Source organism: Streptomyces sp. NPDC006476, assembly GCF_040612015.1.
Lineage (GTDB): Bacteria > Actinomycetota > Actinomycetes > Streptomycetales > Streptomycetaceae > Streptomyces > Streptomyces griseorubiginosus_B.
Genome location: NZ_JBEXPK010000003.1, coordinates 209,466 through 228,522 on the forward strand (window position 1 = coordinate 209,466; position 19,057 = coordinate 228,522).

Sequence of the window (19,057 nt, forward strand, 5' to 3'; positions counted from 1 at the left end):
CGGGGGCAGCAGGGCCGGTGTCGCGGGGGAGGCAGCGAGCGAGGGCGGTGGCGGGCGGCTACGTGTGCCTTACCGTCCGCGGGCCCGCCACCTCCGCGCCCAGCTCCGTCACCCGGCGCCTCAGCTCCCGGTCCGCGGTCACCACCAGGACCGGGCGGTCGCCCGCGGCCGCCACCAGCGCGACCATGTGGTCGTCCCCGCTGCCCGGCGCCGACTCGATCCGCACGCCCGGCACCGGCGTCACACCGCGCGCCGCGCCCTCGACCACGAGCACGATCTCCACGGGCCCGGCGTGCCCCGGCACACCGTCCGCCGCAAGCCGGTCCCGCAGCCGCTCCGCGGCCCCCCGCCGGTCCCGCCACCACCCGTCGGGCACCGACCCGACGACATTGGCGCCGTCGACGATCACCAGCAGCGGGTCGCTCTCACTCATGGGGCAAGGTTCGCACAGCCGGCGCCGGGGCCTCCTTCCGTCGCGCCCGGCCTCGGCGAGTGGAGCAGCCCTGTCCCACCTGCTCACCGGCCCCCGGCAACCGGTGACCGGGGGCCGGCGTGGCCGGAAGCACGCGTCGCCCTGTCAGTCCGTCGGCTTCTCCTCGAAGCTCGCGTAGTACGCCGCGGCCATGTCCTCGTCGCCGTGGCCCTGGCTCGCCGCCCGTTCCATGCGTTCGGCGGTGGCCGTGGCCACGTCCAGGCGTACGCCGTTGGCGCGGCCGGCCTCGACGATGAGGCGGGCGTCCTTGCCGGCCGTGGTCACCGCGAACTGGGCGGGGGAGAGCCGCCCTTCGAGGATCATCCCGGCCTTGGCCTTGAGATAGCCCATGTCCAGCGGCCCGCCCGCGATGAGGTCGAAGAAGCCGGCCGGGTCGACGTCCAGCGCCTTCGACAGGGCCAGCACCTCCCCGGTCGCCGCCGTGGCCGCGAGGACCCAGCTGTTGGCCACGAGCTTCAGCCGCGTCGCGCTGCCCGCCCCGCCGTCGTCCCCGGTCCACACCGTCCGCGCGCCCACCGCGTCGAACACCGGCACCACCACCCCCCGCCCCTCGACCGGTCCGGCGGCCAGCACGGTCAGCTGCCCCGCCTCCGCGGGCTGGCGCGTACCGAGCACCGGGGCGTCGTAGAAGACGAGCCCCCGCTCGGCGGCGAACCCGGCCAGGTCGGCGACCGCGTCGATGCCGGCGGTGGTCGACTGCACCCACGCGGCGCCGGACCGCAGTCCGGAGGCGGCCTCGCGCATGACGTCCAGGGTCGCGGGACCGTCGTACAGCATGGTCAGGACCACGTCGGCGCCCCGTACCGCCTCCTCGGGCGTGTCGGCGATGTGCGCCCCGTCGGCGGCGAGCGGCTCGGCCTTGGCGCGGGTGCGGTTCCAGGCGCGGACGGTGTGTCCGGCGCGGGCGAGGTTGCGGGCCATGGCGGCGCCCATGATGCCCGTACCGAGGACGCTCACGGTGAGCTTGTCGGTCATGAGATCGGCTTCCTTCTCACTTCGTTGCCGAGTGTGTGCGGTGCTGCTCGGGAACAGCCTGCCGGTTCAGTACCCCCTCGTGCTCGTCGGGCACGCGCCCCGGTGGGGCCGGACCGCGCGGCGCCAGGGCGGCCGCTTAAAGTGAACTGGTGAACGGCGACTGGCTTCTGCGCGGCCGTGACGGCCGGCTCAGTGTGTACCTCCCGACGGACGATGCCGTGCTGTGCCGAGCGGAACGCGCCCCCGGCGGCCCCTGGACGGACCCGCGCAGGGTCGGCGGCGAGCAGAAGCTGCACCCGTCCTCGTGCGCCGTCGGACAGGGCGGCGACCTCTACGCCCATCTGGTGTGCTGGCGCCCCACGACGGCCGGTGAGGCGGGCCTGGTGCACTCCACCCACTTCCGGCCCCGGCTCGCGGCCCTCGACTGGGCGTCCATCGGGCACCCCGACAAGAAGGGCGCCCTCACCGGCCCGCCCGCCGTCACGGTCGACGCGCAGGGCCGCGCCCATGTCTTCGTCCGCAACAAGGCCGACGGGGTGAGCCTGGCCGCGCAGAAGGAGAAGGGCGGCTGGGAGCCCTGGGCGGACCTCAAGGGACGTGACGTCCAGGGGGAGTTGGCGGCGGTGACGGGGGAGTCGGGACGCGTGGAGCTGTACGCGGCCGTGCCCGGCGGCATCCTGCACTGGCGGCAGGAGGAACCGGGCGCCGCGCTCACGCTGGAGGAGGCGATGGAGGCGCCGGTCCGCCCCGACACCCTGCGCGCCCTCGCCACGTCCCCCGACAGCACGACGCTCTTCTACACCGACGACTCGGGCGACCTGTGCGCCTGGCGCCCGGGTGCCAAGCCCGTCACCCTGCTGCCCTCCGCCGGGCCCGGTCCGGTCTCCGCCGTCCGCTGCGAACTCGACGGCCACGACTGCACCTTGCTTGCCCAGCGCTCCGCGGCCGGCCGGATCGCCTTCGCCGCGTACCCGACCGAGCAGGAGTCGGCGGGCGCCTGGTGGACCGACTCCGGACCGGCGCTGCCCTCGGACGCCACGGTCTCCCTGACGGTGGACCAGGACGACCGCGTGGTGGCGGCGACGCTGTCCCCCTCGACCGGCCAACTCCTCCTCACCCGCCGCAAGTCCGAACCGGGCCTGGCCCTGGAGGCCTGGCGCGAGGTGTGACCGCCCTTCTCGCAACGAACCCCGGCACGGAACGACAGAGGGCCTCCGCCCGGCGGCGGAGGCCCTCTTCACACGCTGTCAGGTGTTACGCCGGAACCGACGCCACACCCGGAGCCAGGAACTTCTTGCCGTTCACGCGCTCGGAGACACCCTCGCGGTCCAGGTACGGCGTGATACCGCCCAGGTGGAAGGGCCAGCCGGCACCCGTGATCAGGCACAGGTCGATGTCCTGGGCCTCCGCGACGACGCCCTCGTCGAGCATGAGCCCGATCTCCTGCGCCACCGCGTCCAGGACGCGCTCGCGGACCTGTTCCTCCGTCAGGACGCTGTCGCCCTGCTTCAGCAGCGCCGCGACCTCCGGGTCCAGCTCCGGCTTCCCGCTGTCGTAGACGTAGAAGCCGCGCTTGCCCGCCTCGACGACCGCCTTGAGGTTGGGGGAGACCGTGAAGCGATCCGGGAAGGCCCGGTTGAGGGTCTCCGAGACGTGCAGACCGATCGCGGGACCGACCAGCTCCAGGAGGACGAGAGGAGACATCGGCAGGCCCAGGGGCTCCACCGCCTTCTCCGCCACCTCGACCGGGGTGCCCTCGTCGATGACGTTCTGGATCTCGCCCATGAAGCGGGTGAGGATGCGGTTCACGACGAACGCCGGGGCGTCCTTGACCAGGACCGCGGTCTTCTTCAGCTTCTTGGCCACGGCGAACGCGGTCGCGAGCGACGCGTCGTCGGTCTGCTCGCCGCGGACGATCTCCAGGAGCGGCAGGATCGCGACCGGGTTGAAGAAGTGGAAGCCGACGACCCGCTCGGGGTTCTTCAGCTTCGACGCCATCTCCGTCACCGACAGCGAGGAGGTGTTGGTGGCGAGGATCGCGTGCGCCGGCGCGACCGCCTCGACCTCCGCGAACACCTGCTGCTTGACGCCGATCTCCTCGAACACGGCCTCGATGATGAAGTCCGCGTCCGCGAAGCCCTCGGCCTTGTCCAGCACACCGGTGACCAGGGCCTTGAGGCGGTTGGCCTTGTCCTGGTTGATACGGCCCTTGCCGAGCAGCTTGTCGATCTCGGCGTGGACGTAGCCCACACCCTTGTCGACGCGCTCCTGGTCGATGTCGGTCAGTACGACCGGCACCTCCAGGCGGCGCAGGAAGAGCAGGGCGAGCTGGGAGGCCATCAGGCCCGCGCCGACGACACCGACCTTGGTGACCGGACGGGCGAGCGACTTGTCGGGGGCGCCCGCGGGACGCTTGCCGCGCTTCTGCACCAGGTTGAACGCGTAGATGCCGGCGCGCAGTTCACCGCCCATGATCAGGTCGGCGAGGGCCTTGTCCTCGGCGTCGTAGCCCTGCTGCAGGTCGCCGTTCTTGGCGTCGGCGATGATGTCGAGGGCGCGGTAGGCGGCCGGGGCGGCGCCGTGCACCTTGGAGTCCGCGATGAAGCGGCCCTTGGCGACGGCCTGGTCCCAGGCCTCACCGCGGTCGATCACCGGGCGCTCGACGACGATCTCGCCCTTGAGGACGGCCGCCGTCCACAGCAGCGACTGCTCCAGGAAGTCGGCGCCCTCGAAGATGGCGTCGGCGATCCCCAGCTCGTAGACCTGCGCGCCCTTGAGCTGCTTGTTCTGGTTGAGGCTGTTCTCGATGATCACCGAGACGGCCTTGTCGGCGCCGATCAGGTTCGGCAGCAGGGTGCAGCCGCCCCAGCCGGGGACCAGGCCGAGGAAGACCTCGGGCAGGGAGAACGCGGGCAGGGCCGCGGACACCGTGCGGTACTGGCAGTGCAGGCCGACCTCGACGCCGCCGCCCATCGCGGCACCGTTGTAGTAGGCGAACGTCGGCACCGCGAGGCCGCCGAGGCGCTTGAAGACCTCGTGGCCGCCCTTGCCGATGGCCAGCGCGTCCTGGTGCTCCTTCAGCAGCTCGACGCCCTTGAGGTCGGCGCCGACGGCGAAGATGAACGGCTTGCCGGTGATGCCGACACCGACGATCTCCCCGGCCGTGGCCTCCTTCTCGACCTGGTCGATGGCGGTGTTGAGGTTCGCCAGCGAGGCCGGTCCGAAGGTGGTCGGCTTGGTGTGGTCGAAGCCGTTGTCCAGCGTGATGAGGGCGAAGCGCCCCGCGCCGAACGGCAGGTCGAGGTGGCGTACGTGCGCGGACGTGACGACCTCGTCGGGGAACAGCTCGGCCGCACCCTTCAAAAGCTCAGCGGTGGTGCTCACTTGTCCCCCTCGAAGTGCGGGTTCTCCCAGATGACCGTGGCGCCCATGCCGAAGCCGACGCACATGGTGGTGAGGCCGTAGCGGACCTGCGGCTGCTCCTCGAACTGGCGGGCCAGCTGCGTCATCAGACGGACACCGGAGGAGGCCAGCGGGTGGCCGAAGGCGATCGCGCCGCCGTACTGGTTGACGCGCTCGTCGTCGTCGGCGATGCCGTAGTGGTCGAGGAAGGCCAGGACCTGGACGGCGAAGGCCTCGTTGATCTCGAAGAGGTTGATGTCCTCGATCGACAGACCGGCCTTGGCGAGGGCCTTCTCGGTCGCCGGGATCGGGCCGTAGCCCATGACCTCGGGCTCGACACCGGCGAAGGCGTAGGAGACCAGGCGCATCTTGACCGGGAGGTCGTTCTCGCGGGCGAAGTCCTCGGAGGCGATGATCGAGGCGGTGGCGCCGTCGTTCAGACCGGCCGCGTTGCCCGCGGTGACCCGGCCGTGGACGCGGAACGGCGTCTTGAGGCTCTGCAGGTTCTCCAGGGTGGTGCCCGGGCGCATCGGCTCGTCGGCCGTGACCAGACCCCAGCCGGTCTCGCCGGCCTCCGGGTTGGTGCGGCGCACGGAGATCGGGACCAGGTCGGCCTGGATCTTGCCGTTGGCGTAGGCCTTGGCGGCCTTCTCCTGGGAGCGCACGGCGTACTCGTCGGCGCGCAGCTTGGTGATGTGCGGGTAGCGGTCGTGCAGGTTCTCGGCGGTCATGCCCATGAACAGCGCCGACTCGTCGACCAGCTTCTCGCTGACGAAGCGCGGGTTGGGGTCGACGCCCTCGCCCATCGGGTGGCGGCCCATGTGCTCGACACCACCGGCGATGACGGCGTCGTAGGCGCCGAAGGCGATGGAGCCGGCGGTGGTGGTGACGGCGGTCAGCGCGCCGGCGCACATACGGTCGATCGAGTAACCCGGGACGGACTGCGGCAGCCCGGCGAGGATGCCGGCCGTGCGGCCGAGGGTGAGGCCCTGGTCACCGATCTGCGTGGTCGCGGCGATGGCGACCTCGTCGATCTTCTTCGGGTCGAGACCGGGGTTGCGGCGCAGCAGCTCCCGGATCGCCTTCACGACGAGGTCGTCGGCGCGGGTCTCGTGGTAGATGCCCTTCGGGCCCGCCTTGCCGAACGGGGTACGGACGCCGTCGACGAAGACGACGTCCCTGACGGTACGAGGCACGATGGCTCTCCTCCAGATGCGGGATCTGCACTGCTGCGGCCGCGCTGAGCGCGCGCTCAGTCCCATGCTACTTATGAGTAACGTAGCTGCACAGTCCTGCAGGCGGGAGCGGCGAAGGTCACACCCGGGGAGGCACCGTGGAGCCTCTCGGGGTGAGGACCGGAGTGGGTACGGGGTGCGACCCGGGGCCCTCGCCGGTGATCACCCCGAACAGGGTCCGTGCCGCGTCCGCGCCGAATCCGTGCACATCATGGCTCATGGCTCATGGCTCATGGCTCATGGCTCATGGCGGACAGGGTCGGATGGGTGAGCCGGCACAGCTGCGAGTCGTCCCACGCCAGCAGCGACACGTCGTCCGGCACCCGCAGCCCCGTCTCGGCCGCCACCGAGAGCCCCGCCACCGCCTTGATCTCGTTGTCGTACACGATCGCCGTGGGCCGGTCCGGCGGCGCGGCCGTGAGCAGGGACCGGGTGGCCCGCGCCCCCGCCTCACCGGAGTAGTCGGTGGTCACCTGCCAGGCCCCGGCCAGTTCCAGCACCCGCGCCGCCTCGTCGAACGCGGCCGTACGCATGGCGGTGTGCCCCAGCGCCGCCGCGCCCCCCACCCGCGCGATCCGGCGGTGCCCGAGCGCCGCCAGACACCGCACGGCATCGGTCACGGCGGTCGCGTCATCGGTCCACACGGACGTCAGTGAGCCGGTCAGCGAGGGGTGCCCGACGGCCACCACCGGCATCCCCAGCTGTTCGGCCGCGGCCACCCGGGGGTCGTTCAGCTGGAAGTCGACCAGGATCGCCCCCCCGATCTGCCGCCCCCGCCACCAGGTTCCGCTACATGCCGTCGCAGGATCTTGGCGTGATCTCGACGTCCCTGTTCCGCTTCAAGGGCCCCTGCGGAGCCCACTGGGAGACGATCTCGGCGGGAGCGATCCTGGTCATCCTGCCGACCCTGATCGTCTTCCTGTGCCTGCAGCGGTACATCTACAACGGCTTCACCCGGGGCGCGAGCCGATGAGTCACCTCAGGTCCCGGCGGACAGCGCCGCCACCAGGACCGGCGTCACCTGTTCGACCTGCCAGGGTCGCGCCCCGTAACCGGCCAGCGCGCCCGCCACCGACTCGGCGTCCACGACCGCCGGCGGCTCCCAGCAGACCCGCCGCACGGTGTCCGGCGCGATCAGGTTCTCCTGCGGCATGTTCAGGGTCTCGGCCAGCGCCGAGACAGCGGCCCGCGCGGCGGACAGCCGGGCCGCGGCCGCGGGGTCCTTGTCGGCCCAGGCCCGCGGCGGCGGCGGCCCGGTCACGGGCTGCCCGGGAGCCGGCAGCTGGGCTTCGGTCAGCGCCTTCGCCCGGTCGACGGCGGCCTGCCACTGCTCCAGCTGGCGCCGCCCCGTCCGGTGCCCGAAGCCGTTCAACGCGGCCAGCGCCTGCACGTTCGCCGGCAGGGCGAGCGCCGCCTCCACGATGGCCGCGTCGCTGAGCACCTTGCCCGGCGACACGTCCCGCCGCTGCGCGATCCGGTCCCGCGTCTGCCACAGCTCCCGTACCACGGCCAGCTGGCGGCGCCGGCGCACCTTGTGCATGCCGGACGTCCGGCGCCAGGGGTCCTTGCGCGGCTCGGCCGGCGGCGCGGCGGCGATCGCGTCGAACTCCTGGCGCGCCCACTCCAGCTTGCCCTGCCGGTCCAGCTCCTTCTCCAGCGCGTCGCGCAGATCGACCAGGAGCTCGACGTCCAGCGCCGCGTACCTCAGCCACGGCTCGGGCAGCGGCCGGGTCGACCAGTCGACCGCGGAGTGCCCCTTCTCCAGTACGAAGCCGAGGACGCCCTCGACCATCGCGCCCAGGCCGACCCGCGGGAACCCGGCGAGCCGCCCCGCCAGCTCGGTGTCGAACAGCCGCGTCGGCACCATGCCTATCTCGCGCAGACAGGGCAGGTCCTGGGTGGCCGCGTGCAGGACCCACTCGACGCCGGACAGCGCCTCACCGAGCCCGGACAGATCCGGACAGGCAACGGGATCGATCAGCGCGGTGCCCGCGCCCTCGCGGCGCAGCTGCACCAGATAGGCCTTCTGGCCGTAGCGGTAGCCGGACGCGCGTTCGGCGTCGACGGCGACGGGGCCGGAGCCGGCGGCGAACGCGGCGATCGTCCTGGCCAGCGACTCGGCGTCGGCGATCACGGGCGGAATGCCCTCGCGCGGTTCCAGCAGAGGGATCGGCGCCCCGGTGTCAGAAGATCCGCCGTCGTCCGGAGGGGCGCCTCCGGTGGTTCGCAGTGATGTGTCTGCTGCGGTTTCTTGGGCGTCGGTCACATGTCAAGGGTATCTGTGGATGGACGGCGCCTGCCGATGGAACGTTCCGTCGGCAGGCGCCTGAGGGTCGCAAACCAGTCAGTTCGACGAAAGTCCTGGTTCACGGATATGGACACCGAGGCTCGCCCGCCTCAGTGGATGATGCCGGTGCGCAGGGCCACGGCCACCATCCCGGCGCGGTCACCGGTGCCGAGCTTGCGGGCGATACGGGCGAGGTGGCTCTTTACGGTGAGCGCGGACAGGCCCATGGAGACGCCGATCGCCTTGTTCGACTGGCCCTCCGCGACCAGTCTCAGCACCTCGACCTCACGGCCGGAGAGCTCGCGGTAGCCGCCCGGGTGGCTCGGGGCACCCGGGGGGCGGCGGTGCATACGGGCGGCGGCGGATCCGATGGGGGCGGCACCGGGCCGGGTGGGGAGCCCGACGTTGGTGCGGGTGCCGGTGACGACGTAGCCCTTGACGCCGCCCGCGAGGGCGTTGCGCACGGCGCCGATGTCGTCGGCGGCGGAGAGGGCCAGGCCGTTGGGCCAGCCCGCGGCGCGGGTCTCGGAGAGGATGGTGAGGCCCGAGCCGTCGGGCAGATGGACGTCGGCGACGCAGATGTCGCGGGGGTTGCCGATGCGGGGACGAGCCTCCGCGATGGACGAGGCCTCGATGACGTCGCGCACACCGAGCGCCCACAGGTGGCGGGTGACGGTGGAGCGGACGCGCGGGTCGGCCACGACCACCATGGCGGTCGGCTTGTTCGGGCGGTAGGCGACCAGGCTTGCGGGCTGCTCGAGGAGAACGGACACCAGGCCTCCTGGGGTGCGGGACGGCTTTCAAGGTCACAGTCGTCTTCGGCAGCGAACCCGGGGTCCTTTAGGGAAAGATCACGATTTAGTGAGTAACAATACGAGCAATTCGGACACGCGGTCGATCGTTCGGTGAACGAATCGGTTCGTTCGAGAACTGATTCGTGATTGAAAGTGGCCGTATCGACAAAGTGACGCCCAAAAAAGGCGTGTCAGCGTGACTGCGGCCCCCGCCGTTGCGGCAACGTCACCACCGACGCGTCACCCGGCCCGGCCGGCGGCAGCCCGGCGACCTGGGCCAGCAGATCGCACCAGGCCGCCAGATGGGCGGCCGTGTCCGGGACCCCGCCCAGCCCCTCGCGGGGCGTCCAGGAGGCACGGATCTCGATCTGTGAGGCCGCGGGACGCTCCGACAGCCCGCCGAAGTAGTGCGAACTGGCGCGCGTGACGGTGCCGCTGGGTTCGCCGTACGACAGCCCGCGCGCGGTCAGCGCGCCGGTCAGCCAGGACCAGCACACGTCCGGCAGCAGCGGATCGGCGGCCATCTCCGGCTCCAGCTCCGCGCGCACCAGCGTCACCAGCCGGAAGGTGCCCCGCCAGGCGTCGTGCCCGGACGGGTCGTGCAGCAGCACCAGACGCCCGTCGGCCAGGTCCTGCTCGCCGTCGACGACGGTCGCCTCCAGCGCGTACGCGTGGGGCGCGAGCCGCTGCGGGGCGCGGGTCGGTTCCACCTCGATCTGCGGCCGCAGCCGGCTGCCGCGCAGGGCCTGCACCGCCGCGAGGAAAGCCGGCGGAGCAGCCCCGCTCCCGTCCCCGTCCCCCTCCTTGCCGTCATCCATTCCGCCAGCGCCGTCCGACAGTCGTTCCTGAGCCGCAGCCATGCCGGAAGATTAAGGGGAACAGGGGCGTGGTGCGGGCCTAGACACCCGGGATCTGGTGTACATGGCTGTAACCCCGTGCGGCGCGTGAGCCCCGCCGGCGTCATGTCAGACTTGCCCCGTGAGCGCCAACGAGACCCAGCAGCCTTCCCCCACGCACGACTCCGCCTTTCTCAAGGCCTGCCGCCGAGAGCCCGTGCCGCACACCCCGGTGTGGTTCATGCGCCAGGCGGGGCGCTCGCTCCCGGAGTACCGCAAGGTGCGCGAGGGCGTCCCCATGCTCGAGTCCTGCATGCGCCCCGAGCTGGTCACCGAGATCACCCTGCAGCCGGTCCGCCGCCACAACGTGGACGCGGCGATCTACTACAGCGACATCGTCGTCCCGCTCAAGGCCATCGGCGTCGATCTCGACATCAAACCGGGCGTCGGCCCGGTCGTCGCCCACCCGATCCGCACCCGCGCGGACCTCGCCCAGCTCCGCGACCTGACCCCCGAGGACGTCTCCTACGTCACCGAGGCGATCGGCCTGCTCACCCGCGAGCTCGGCGCCACCCCGCTGATCGGTTTCGCCGGCGCGCCTTTCACCCTCGCGAGCTACCTCGTCGAGGGCGGTCCGTCGCGCACGTACGAGAACGCCAAGGCGATGATGTACGGCGACCCCGGACTCTGGGCCGACCTGCTCGACCGGCTCGCCGACATCACGGCCGCCTTCCTGAAGGTGCAGATCGAGGCCGGCGCCTCGGCCATCCAGCTCTTCGACTCCTGGGTCGGCGCGCTGGCCCCCGCCGACTACAAGCGGTCGGTGATGCCCGCCTCCGCGAAGGTCTTCGAAGCCGTCGCCGGATACGGCGTCCCGCGCATCCACTTCGGCGTCGGCAGCGGCGAGTTGCTGAGGCTCATGAGCGAGGCGGGCGCGGACGTCGTCGGCGTCGACTGGCGCGTCCCGCTGGACGAGGCCGCCCGCCGCATCGGCCCCGGCAAGGCGCTGCAGGGCAACCTCGACCCGACCGTGCTGTTCGCTCCCACGGAGACGGTCGAGGAGAAGACCCGCGAGGTCCTCGACGCGGCCGCCGGCCTGGAGGGCCACGTCTTCAACCTGGGCCATGGCGTCACGCCGTCCATCGATCCCGACGCGCTGACCCGCCTCGCGGAGTACGTCCACACCCAGACCGAGCGCTGATCGCCTCCGCCGCTCACCAGGTGTGCCGGGGCTGCGCCCTCCTGCCGAACAGCAGACCGCGCGGTTCCGGCGGCGGGGGAGTGCCCGGCTTGAGCGGCCAGGCGAGCAGCATGCCGGCGATGAACCCGACCACATGCGCCGCGTACGCCACCGTGCCCGCGGCGGAGACGCCCTGGCCGGCCGAGTAGAAGGCCTGCAGCACGAACCAGAAGCCCAGCACCAGCCAGGCCGGCAGCCGTAGCGGCAGGAAGATCAGGAACGGTACGAGGACCCACACCCTGGCCTTCGGATACAGCACCAGATAGGCGCCGAGCACGCCCGCGATGGCTCCCGAGGCCCCGATCAGGGGGTCGCCGGAATCCGCGTTGAGAAGGGCGAAGCCGTAACCGGCCGCGTAGCCGCAGACGACGTAGAAGAGGGCGAAGCGGATGTGGCCCATGCGGTCCTCGACGTTGTTGCCGAAGATCAGCAGGAACAGCATGTTGCCCAGCAGGTGCAGCCAGCTGCCGTGCAGGAACATCGCCGTCAGGACCGACAGCGGGGGCGACTTGTCGTAACCCGGCGGGGCCAGCAGACAGCCCCCGCCGCGCACGTCGCCCGTGGGCACCAGCTGGGGCATCTGATGGTGGATCAACTCCCGTGGCACCGCGGCGTAATGGTCCAGGAACGCCTGCAGATGGCACGTCTGCGACAGGTCGCTGCCGCCCGCCACCGAACCGGCGATGCCGGGTGTGGACAGGAACACGAAGACGTTCGCGGCGATGAGCGCGTACGTCACCCAGGGGGTGCGGCGGACCGGGTTCACGTCATGAACGGGGATGACCACAAGGGATTAGTGCCCCCGATGAGCGGGGCGAACCGGTGAACGTGGGCGCGCGCGTGTCCGTATGACTCGTCAACCGCCCGCGGCGCGGGGAAGGCGGGCCGCGGGGACGACGTGAGGAACAGGCGATGAACGACGGAGTTACTCCCCCGATGCATGCTCTTCCCGACGGTGAGGCCGAGATATCCCTGGTGGTGAGGCTGCCGTGGGAAGACGTGGCCAGGCTCGGCCAGGAGGCCGGGCGGCTCGCGTCCCAGATGCAGCGGCCGGTCACCCTGGACGAGGCGGTGAGCCACCGGCTGCGCTCCACACGGCCGGCCGCGGCGCACGCGAAGCCCGCCGGGGAGCAGCCGGTCGCGATGACGACGACGGCGTCGGTGTCGTCACTGCCGCCGCGGCCTCCGGCGGAGCAGGCGCGGCAGGCGATCGAGCGGATCAACGGGTCGGCATAGGCTCGTTGCCGGGTGCGGGGCCGTGGGGGTTGCTCGCGCCCCCGCGGCGGAGCCGCATATCGATACAGCCCCGCGCCCCTATCGGTGTTGCTGTACGGCTTTTGACGCCTTGCGGGCAGCCACCAGTACCGGGTCCCAGACCGGGCTGAACGGGGGAGCGTAGCCCAGGTCCAGGGACGTCATCTGTTCCACCGTCATTCCGGCCGTGAGGGCCACCGCGGCGATGTCGACCCGCTTCGCCGCGCCCTCCCGGCCCACGATCTGCACGCCGAGCAGCCGTCCGGTTCTGCGTTCGGCGAGCATCTTGACCGTCATGGGGGAGGCACCGGGGTAGTAGCCCGCGCGGCTCGTGGACTCGATGGTGACCGCCTCGAACTCCAGCCCCACCCTGCGCGCGTCCTTCTCGCGCAGGCCCGTGCGGGCGATCTCCAGGTCGCAGACCTTGCTGACCGCGGTGCCGACCACTCCGGGGAACGTCGCGTAGCCGCCGCCGGCGTTGGTGCCGATGACCTGGCCGTGCTTGTTGGCGTGGGTGCCGAGGGCGATGTGGCGTTCCTGGCCGGAGACCAGGTCCAGGACCTCGACGCAGTCGCCGCCGGCCCAGATGTTCTCGTGGCCGCGCACCCGCATCGCGAGGTCGGTGAGCAGACCGTGGTGGGCGCCGAGGGGGAGGCCGGCCGCCTCGGCGAGGGCCGTCTCGGGGCGGACGCCGATGCCCAGGACCACCACGTCCGCCGGATACTCGGCGTCCTCGGTGGCGACCGCGCGGACCCGGCCGTCCCCGTCGGTGAGGATCTTGGTGACGGCTGCGTCGTTCACCATCGTGATGCCGAGGCCCTCCATGGCCTCGTGTACCAGGCGGCCCATGTCCGCATCGAGGGTCGACATGGGCTCGCTGCCGCGGTTGACGACCGTGACCTCGTAGTCGCGGTTGATGAGGGCCTCGGCCATCTCCACGCCGATGTAGCCCGCGCCGATCACGACCGCTCGTCGGCCACGCGTGCGTGCCAGCGAGTCCAGCAGGGCCTGACCGTCGTCCAGGGTCTGCACCCCGTGGACGCCCGGGGCGTCGGCGCCCGGCATGTCCGGGCGGATCGGGCGGGCGCCGGTCGCGATCACGAGCTTGTCGTACGACGTCCAGGACTCGGCGCCGGAATCGACGTCACGCGCGCGTACCCGGCCGCCCGCCACGTCGATCTGCGTGACCTCCGTCCGGACGCGCAGGTCGATGTCCCGCGCGCGGTGCTCCTCCGGCGTGCGGGCGATCAGCTGGTCCCGCTCGGCGACGTCGCCGCCCACCCAGTACGGGATGCCGCACGCCGAGTAGGAGGTGAAGTGGCCGCGTTCGAACGCCACGATCTCCAGATCGTCCGGGCCCCTCAGCCGGCGTGCCTGCGACGCCGCGGACATCCCCGCGGCGTCACCGCCGATCACCACCAGTCGTTCCCGCGCAGCGCTCATGCTCATGCGAACACGCTACGGGCGCAGGGCATTTCAGTCCCGTCGGCCCTCCTCGCGCGGGTTCGTGCCCTCCGGGGCCGGGCGGGCCGTCGGCAGCGGGCCGAGCGCGCTCGTCGCCGGTGCGGTGGCCGGGCGGCGCGGCAGCCTGGGCCGCACCAGCCGCAGCCAGGCCAGGACGAGCAGGACGGCCACCGCGGCGAACGGCAGCACCGCGCCGAAGGCCACCGCCAGCCACCGCAGCATCGTCACGAAGGCGTGCCAGCCGCCCGCCAGCGCGTCCAGGAAGCCGGGGTCGTCGTCCTTCGCGGCCGCCTTCACCGGCGTCTCGGACAGGGACAGCGTGATGGTGGCCATGCTCGTGCGGTCCTTCAGCGACGCCTGCTGGGCGAGCAGCGCCTCCAGATCGGCCTCCCGGCTGCTCAACTCGCCTTCCAGGGTGACGACATCGCTCAGCCTGGTGGCCCGGTCCATCAGCTCGCGGACCCGGGCGACGCTGACCCGCTGCGACTTCACGCGGCTGTCGACGTCGACGACCTGGTCGGTGACGTCCTCGGCCTTCGCCGTCCGGTCGATCAGCTTGCCCGTGCCCTGGAGGTCGGCGAGCACCTCGTCGTAGCGGTCCACGGGCACCCGCAACACCACGCGCGTGTGCTCGCGGCCCTCCGGGTCCCGGCTGGTGGTCTCGTCGCCGACGTAGCCGCCCGCGCTCTCGGTGGTGGTCCGCGCCCTGTCGAGGGCCTTCGGTACGTCCTTGACCTGCACGGTCAGGGAGGCGGTGCGGATGATGCTGCTCGCGGTGAGCTTCGGCGCCCGGGCCTTCGTGCCGCTCGTCGCCTCCGCCCCGCCCCCGTCCTTCGCGCCGCCCGGAGCGGCCGCCTTCGCGTCGCCCTGGGCGGCGGCGCCCTTGTTCGAGGCGGAGGCGCCGGAGTCGCTCGCGGAACTGCATCCGGTCAGGGCGACTGCCGCGGCCAGCAGGAGTCCGGCCAGGGCCCGGACAGGTCGTACGGAACGTCGTGCGCGCATGTGGGCGTACCCCCCGAGGGTCGTGACGACTGACGCTCCTTCGACGCCGGAAGGGCGCGGGACGTTGGACTCCGATGGTCCCGATGCGGTCACGGTCGGGACTCGGCGGGGCCACATGGGCCCTGGCACGACTGTCAGTTGCGTCTGAGACAGTGGAGCCATGAACGGATCACGTGCCGGCACCCGGGTGGTCGTCGTCGGAGCCGGTGTCGCCGGACTGGCAGCGGCCCACCGGCTGCTGCGGCGGGGCGCCGGTGTGACGGTGCTGGAGGCGTCGGACCGCGTCGGCGGCAAGCTGCTGCCCGGCGAGATCGCCGGTGTGCGCGTCGACCTCGGTGCCGAGTCGATGCTGGCCCGCAGACCGGAGGCGGTCGGCCTGGCCCGCGAGGTGGGGCTCACGGACCGCCTCCAGCCGCCGGCCACCGCGTCGGCCTCGCTGTGGACCCGCGGCGCCCTGCGCCCCATGCCCAAGGGCCATGTGATGGGCGTACCGGGCACCGCGGATGCGCTCGCGGGCGTCCTCTCCGACGAGGGCCTGGCCCGCATCGGGCGCGACGCCGACCTGCCGCGCACGGAGATCGGCGACGACGTGGCCGTCGGGGAGTTCGTGGCGGCGCGGCTCGGCCGCGAGGTCGTCGACCGTCTCGTGGAGCCACTGCTGGGCGGTGTGTACGCGGGCGACGCGTACCGCCTCTCGATGCGCTCGGCGGTCCCGCAGCTCTTCCAGGTCGCGCGGACGCACACCTCGCTGACCGAGGGAGTCCGCGAGATCCAGGCGAAGGCGGCGGCCGGTCAGCAGACCGGGCCCGTGTTCATGGGCATCGAGGGCGGCATCGGCACCCTCCCGCTCGCCGTCGCCGAGTCGGTGCGCGCGCGGGGCGGCGAGATCGTCACCGGCGCCCCGGTGACGGAGCTGCGCCGTGACGCGTCCGGCGGCTGGCGCGTGGTGGCGGGCGACCGCGTCCTGCACGCCGACGCCGTGATCGTCGCCGTCCCCGCCCCGGCCGCGGCCGGCCTGCTGCGCGGCGAGGCCCCCGAGGCCGCCGCCGAGCTGGCCGCCGTCGAGTACGCCTCCATGGCCCTGGTCACCCTGGCCTACCGCCGCTCCGACACCGCCCTCCCGGAAGGCAGCAGCGGCTTCCTCGTCCCGCCGGTCGACGGCCGCACCATCAAGGCGTCCACCTTCGCCTCCCAGAAGTGGGGCTGGATCGCCGAGGAGGACCCGGACGTCCTGGTCCTGCGCACCTCCGTCGGCCGGTACGGCGAGACGGAGATCCTTCAGCGCGACGACGCCGGTCTGGTGGACGTCTCCCGCCACGACCTGAAGGCCGCCATCGGCCTGGACGCCACCCCGCTCGAAACCCGCGTCACCCGCTGGACCGACGGGCTGCCCCAGTACCCCGTCGGCCACCACGCGCGCGTGGCCCGCATCCGCGAGCACATCGCCAAGCTGCCCGGCCTCGCCGTCTGCGGCGCGCAGTACGACGGCGTCGGCATCCCGGCCTGCATCGCCAGCGCCTACGCGGCGGTCGACCAGCTGGAGGGCGACCTCACCGCTGTGCAGCGGCTCACTGCCGACCCGGTGCAGAGCCTGCACGGCGGAGCGGGAGAATAGCCGCATGAGTGACGACGCCCCCACCACCGAGGCCGCCAGGATCCCCAACAAGGGCAAGCTGGCCAAGGACCTCAACGAGGTCATCCGCTACACCCTCTGGTCCGTCTTCAAGCTGAAGGACGTGCTGCCCGAGGACCGCGCGGGCTACGCCGACGAGGTCCAGGAGCTGTTCGACCAGCTCGCCGCCAAGGACGTGACCGTCCGCGGCACCTACGACGTCTCGGGGCTGCGCGCCGACGCCGACCTCATGATCTGGTGGCACGCGGAGACCAGCGACCAGCTGCAGGAGGCGTACAACCTCTTCCGCCGCACGAGGCTGGGCCGCGCCCTGGAGCCGGTCTGGTCGAACATGGCGCTGCACCGCCCCGCCGAGTTCAACCGCTCGCACATCCCCGCCTTCCTCGCCGACGAGACGCCCCGCAACTACGTCAGCGTCTATCCCTTCGTGCGCTCCTACGACTGGTACCTCCTGCCGGACGAGGACCGCCGCCGCATGCTCGCCGACCACGGCAAGATGGCCCGCGGCTTCCCCGACGTCCGCGCCAACACGGTCGCGTCGTTCTCCCTCGGCGACTACGAGTGGATCCTCGCCTTCGAGGCCGACGAGCTGCACCGCATCGTCGACCTCATGCGCCACCTGCGCGGCTCCGAGGCCCGTCGGCACGTCCGTGAAGAGATCCCGTTCTACACGGGCCGCCGCAAGGACGTCGCCGAGCTGATCGCCGGCCTCGCCTGATCAGCGCCCCGAAGCGGGCCGGGCCGTCGCGGAGCGGCTGTCCGGCTTCGTCGGCTCGGGGGCGGCGTGCGGGGCGCAGGCGGCATGCCGCCGCGGCAGCCTCCCCTGAAGCAGGTACGCGTCCAGATAGGCGTTGACGCACCGGTTCGGTCCGCCCGCGACGCCGTGCGTCCCCGCGTCCCGCTCCGTCACCAGCACCGCCCCCGACAGCCGCCGCTGCAACTCCAGCGCCCCCTGGTAGGGGGCCGCCGCGTCCCGCTCCGCGGCCAGGATCAGCGTCGCCGGCACCTCACCGGGACCCGTCCGCACATCGACCGGCCGCTGCCGCCGCGCGGGCCAGTACGCGCAGGGCAGGTTCGTCCACACGTTGTCCCACGTCTCGAACGGCGCCACCCGCGCCAGCCGTGTGTTGTCCCGGTCCCAGACCCGGAAGTCCGTCGGCCAGGGCGCGTCGTTGCACTCCACGGCCGTGTAGACCGCGTTGGTGTTCTCCACCTCGGCCGCCGCCTCCACCACCGGGGACGCCTGCTCGATCAGCGGCTTCGGGTCGCCCTTCAGGTACCGCGACAGCGCCTCGGCCCGCTGCGGCCAGAAGTCGTCGTAGTAGCCCGCCGTCAGGAACGCGCCCTGCAACTGCCCCGGCCCCACCTTGCCGCCCGCCGGTTCGGCCGCCAGCCGCGCGCTCGCCCGGTCGTAGCTGAGCTGCACCGCCTCGGCCGTGCCGCCCAGCCCGTACACGTCGTCGTGCTCGGCGATCCACTCCCGGAAGTCCGCCCAGCGCTCCTCGAACGCGGCCGACTGGTCGAGGTTGTTGCGGTACCAGACCTGCTCCGGATCGGGGTTCACCGCCGCGTCGAACACCATCCGGCGCACATGGGAGGGGAACAGCGTGGCGTACAGCGCACCCAGGTAGGTGCCGTACGACGACCCCATGAACGTCAGCCGTTCCTCGCCCAGCGCCGCCCGCAGCACGTCCAGGTCGCGGGCGTTGTCGAGCGAGGTGTAGTGGCCGAGCGCCTTGCCGGCCCGCTGCGCGCACCCGCGCGCGTACGCCTTGGCCCGTGCGACGCGTTCCCTCTTGTACGACTGCGAGGGGTGCGCCGGCGCCAGGGACGGCCCCTTGAAGAAGCGCTTGGGGTCCTCGCAGGACAGGGGCGCCGAACGGCCCACGCCGCGCGGCGAGTAGCCGACGAGGTCGTAGGCGCCGGCGATGCGCTTCCACTGCGGCAGCAGGCCGACGAGCGGGAAGTACAGTCCGTCGCCGCCGGGCCCGCCGGGGTTGTAGACCAGGGCGCCCTGCCCGGGCACCCGGCGCTTGCTGTTGTGCGGGTCGCGGTGCGTGGCCCGCACCCGGCTGACGGTCAGCTTGATCTGCCGCCCGCCCGGGTCCGCGTAGTCCAGCGGGACGGAGACCGTGCCGCACTCCAGGCTGCCCGGCATGTCCTGCGCGTTCGAACACGCGCCGAAGTCGACACCGGCGGCCCGGGCCCGCGCGGCGGCCACCGCCGTGCCGCGCAGCTCGGCCGTGCCAGGGGCACCGGGGGCGCCACCGGCCGGGGCCGTGGCGAGGGCGGTCAGGAGCAAGGATCCTGCGGCCGAGTAGAAGGCGGCTGCTCTCATCGCGTATCCCTTCGGTGCACGGCGGCGACAAAAGGGAAGTCTCGTTCGGCCTCCGCCGAAGGCAAGCACCGTCCCGGCGGTGTCGCCCCAATGCCCCCCGTGCG

16 protein-coding genes and 2 pseudogenes are annotated in these 19,057 nt (G+C 72.3%); 6 read left to right on the plus strand and 12 right to left on the minus strand.

Annotated features, from left to right (window positions below):
• Nucleotides 1–58: 58 nt before the first annotated feature.
• Both ABZZ74_RS04880 and ABZZ74_RS04885 read right to left on the minus strand, forming a co-directional pair.
• Nucleotides 59–433: an NTP pyrophosphohydrolase gene (locus ABZZ74_RS04880; RefSeq protein WP_356761906.1), complete on the minus strand. Its 375-nt coding sequence runs from the start codon at nucleotides 431–433 to the stop codon at nucleotides 59–61.
• Between the two features lie 144 nt (nucleotides 434–577).
• Nucleotides 578–1,468: an NAD(P)-dependent oxidoreductase gene (locus ABZZ74_RS04885; RefSeq protein WP_356761907.1), complete on the minus strand. Its 891-nt coding sequence runs from the start codon at nucleotides 1,466–1,468 to the stop codon at nucleotides 578–580.
• A 149-nt stretch (nucleotides 1,469–1,617) separates the two neighbouring features.
• On the opposite strand from ABZZ74_RS04885, the gene ABZZ74_RS04890 reads away from it, so the two are divergent.
• The gene (locus tag ABZZ74_RS04890; RefSeq protein ID WP_356761908.1) at nucleotides 1,618–2,637 is read left to right on the plus strand and encodes a hypothetical protein; all 1,020 of its coding nucleotides are present in this window, start codon (nucleotides 1,618–1,620) and stop codon (nucleotides 2,635–2,637) included.
• 85 nt (nucleotides 2,638–2,722) lie between these two features.
• Here ABZZ74_RS04890 and ABZZ74_RS04895 read toward each other — a convergent pair whose 3' ends face one another.
• The 3 genes and pseudogenes from ABZZ74_RS04895 to ABZZ74_RS04905 all read right to left on the minus strand — a co-directional run.
• Nucleotides 2,723–4,852 (minus strand): 3-hydroxyacyl-CoA dehydrogenase NAD-binding domain-containing protein, encoded by a 2,130-nt coding sequence (locus ABZZ74_RS04895; protein WP_356761909.1) that lies wholly within the window; start codon nucleotides 4,850–4,852, stop codon nucleotides 2,723–2,725.
• Nucleotides 4,849–6,066: an acetyl-CoA C-acyltransferase gene (locus tag ABZZ74_RS04900; protein WP_356761910.1), complete on the minus strand. Its 1,218-nt coding sequence runs from the start codon at nucleotides 6,064–6,066 to the stop codon at nucleotides 4,849–4,851. The genes ABZZ74_RS04895 and ABZZ74_RS04900 overlap by 4 nt, the downstream gene beginning before the upstream one ends.
• Before the next feature lie 118 nt (nucleotides 6,067–6,184).
• A pseudogene (locus tag ABZZ74_RS04905) lies at nucleotides 6,185–6,887 on the minus strand (substrate-binding domain-containing protein); the annotation flags it as partial.
• A gap of 8 nt (nucleotides 6,888–6,895) precedes the next feature.
• Between ABZZ74_RS04905 and ABZZ74_RS04910 the strand changes: the two are divergent.
• A pseudogene (locus tag ABZZ74_RS04910) lies at nucleotides 6,896–7,078 on the plus strand (carbohydrate ABC transporter permease); the annotation flags it as partial.
• 6 nt (nucleotides 7,079–7,084) lie between these two features.
• Here ABZZ74_RS04910 and ABZZ74_RS04915 read toward each other — a convergent pair.
• From ABZZ74_RS04915 to ABZZ74_RS04925, 3 genes are all read right to left on the minus strand, one after another.
• On the minus strand, nucleotides 7,085–8,371 hold the full coding sequence (locus ABZZ74_RS04915) for a ribonuclease D (RefSeq protein ID WP_356761911.1): 1,287 nt from the start codon (nucleotides 8,369–8,371) through the stop codon (nucleotides 7,085–7,087).
• A 131-nt stretch (nucleotides 8,372–8,502) separates the two neighbouring features.
• Nucleotides 8,503–9,165 carry a response regulator transcription factor gene (locus tag ABZZ74_RS04920; protein ID WP_030939825.1) on the minus strand — a complete coding sequence of 221 codons (663 nt, stop codon included), beginning with the start codon at nucleotides 9,163–9,165 and terminating at the stop codon, nucleotides 8,503–8,505.
• A 212-nt stretch (nucleotides 9,166–9,377) separates the two neighbouring features.
• Nucleotides 9,378–10,046: a DUF3000 domain-containing protein gene (locus tag ABZZ74_RS04925; protein WP_133046039.1), complete on the minus strand. Its 669-nt coding sequence runs from the start codon at nucleotides 10,044–10,046 to the stop codon at nucleotides 9,378–9,380.
• 118 nt (nucleotides 10,047–10,164) lie between these two features.
• Between ABZZ74_RS04925 and hemE the strand changes: the two genes are divergently transcribed.
• On the plus strand, nucleotides 10,165–11,223 hold the full coding sequence (gene hemE, locus ABZZ74_RS04930) for a uroporphyrinogen decarboxylase (RefSeq protein ID WP_356761912.1): 1,059 nt from the start codon (nucleotides 10,165–10,167) through the stop codon (nucleotides 11,221–11,223).
• Nucleotides 11,224–11,236: 13 nt separating this feature from the next.
• Here hemE and ABZZ74_RS04935 read toward each other — a convergent pair whose 3' ends face one another.
• Nucleotides 11,237–12,049, minus strand: a complete 813-nt coding sequence (locus ABZZ74_RS04935; protein ID WP_356761913.1) for a rhomboid family intramembrane serine protease — start codon at nucleotides 12,047–12,049, stop codon at nucleotides 11,237–11,239.
• Between the two features lie 125 nt (nucleotides 12,050–12,174).
• On the opposite strand from ABZZ74_RS04935, the gene ABZZ74_RS04940 reads away from it, so the two are divergent.
• Complete coding sequence (locus ABZZ74_RS04940) at nucleotides 12,175–12,498, plus strand: hypothetical protein (protein ID WP_356761914.1); 324 nt, start codon at nucleotides 12,175–12,177, stop codon at nucleotides 12,496–12,498.
• 78 nt (nucleotides 12,499–12,576) lie between these two features.
• Here the strand turns inward: ABZZ74_RS04940 and ABZZ74_RS04945 are convergent, their stop codons facing one another.
• Nucleotides 12,577–13,965: an FAD-dependent oxidoreductase gene (locus tag ABZZ74_RS04945; protein ID WP_356761915.1), complete on the minus strand. Its 1,389-nt coding sequence runs from the start codon at nucleotides 13,963–13,965 to the stop codon at nucleotides 12,577–12,579.
• 27 nt (nucleotides 13,966–13,992) lie between these two features.
• Nucleotides 13,993–14,982, minus strand: coding sequence for a DUF4349 domain-containing protein (locus ABZZ74_RS04950; protein WP_356761916.1), 990 nt, complete (start codon nucleotides 14,980–14,982; stop codon nucleotides 13,993–13,995).
• A gap of 160 nt (nucleotides 14,983–15,142) precedes the next feature.
• Here ABZZ74_RS04950 and hemG point away from each other — a divergent pair, with 160 nt between their 5' ends.
• Nucleotides 15,143–16,597: a protoporphyrinogen oxidase gene (gene hemG, locus ABZZ74_RS04955; protein WP_356761917.1), complete on the plus strand. Its 1,455-nt coding sequence runs from the start codon at nucleotides 15,143–15,145 to the stop codon at nucleotides 16,595–16,597.
• 4 nt (nucleotides 16,598–16,601) lie between these two features.
• Nucleotides 16,602–17,333 (plus strand): hydrogen peroxide-dependent heme synthase, encoded by a 732-nt coding sequence (gene hemQ / locus ABZZ74_RS04960; protein ID WP_356761918.1) that lies wholly within the window; start codon nucleotides 16,602–16,604, stop codon nucleotides 17,331–17,333.
• Here the strand turns inward: hemQ and ABZZ74_RS04965 are convergent, their stop codons facing one another.
• Nucleotides 17,334–18,953, minus strand: coding sequence for an alpha/beta hydrolase (locus ABZZ74_RS04965; protein WP_356761919.1), 1,620 nt, complete (start codon nucleotides 18,951–18,953; stop codon nucleotides 17,334–17,336). It abuts the gene before it with no gap.
• Nucleotides 18,954–19,057: the final 104 nt, after the last annotated feature.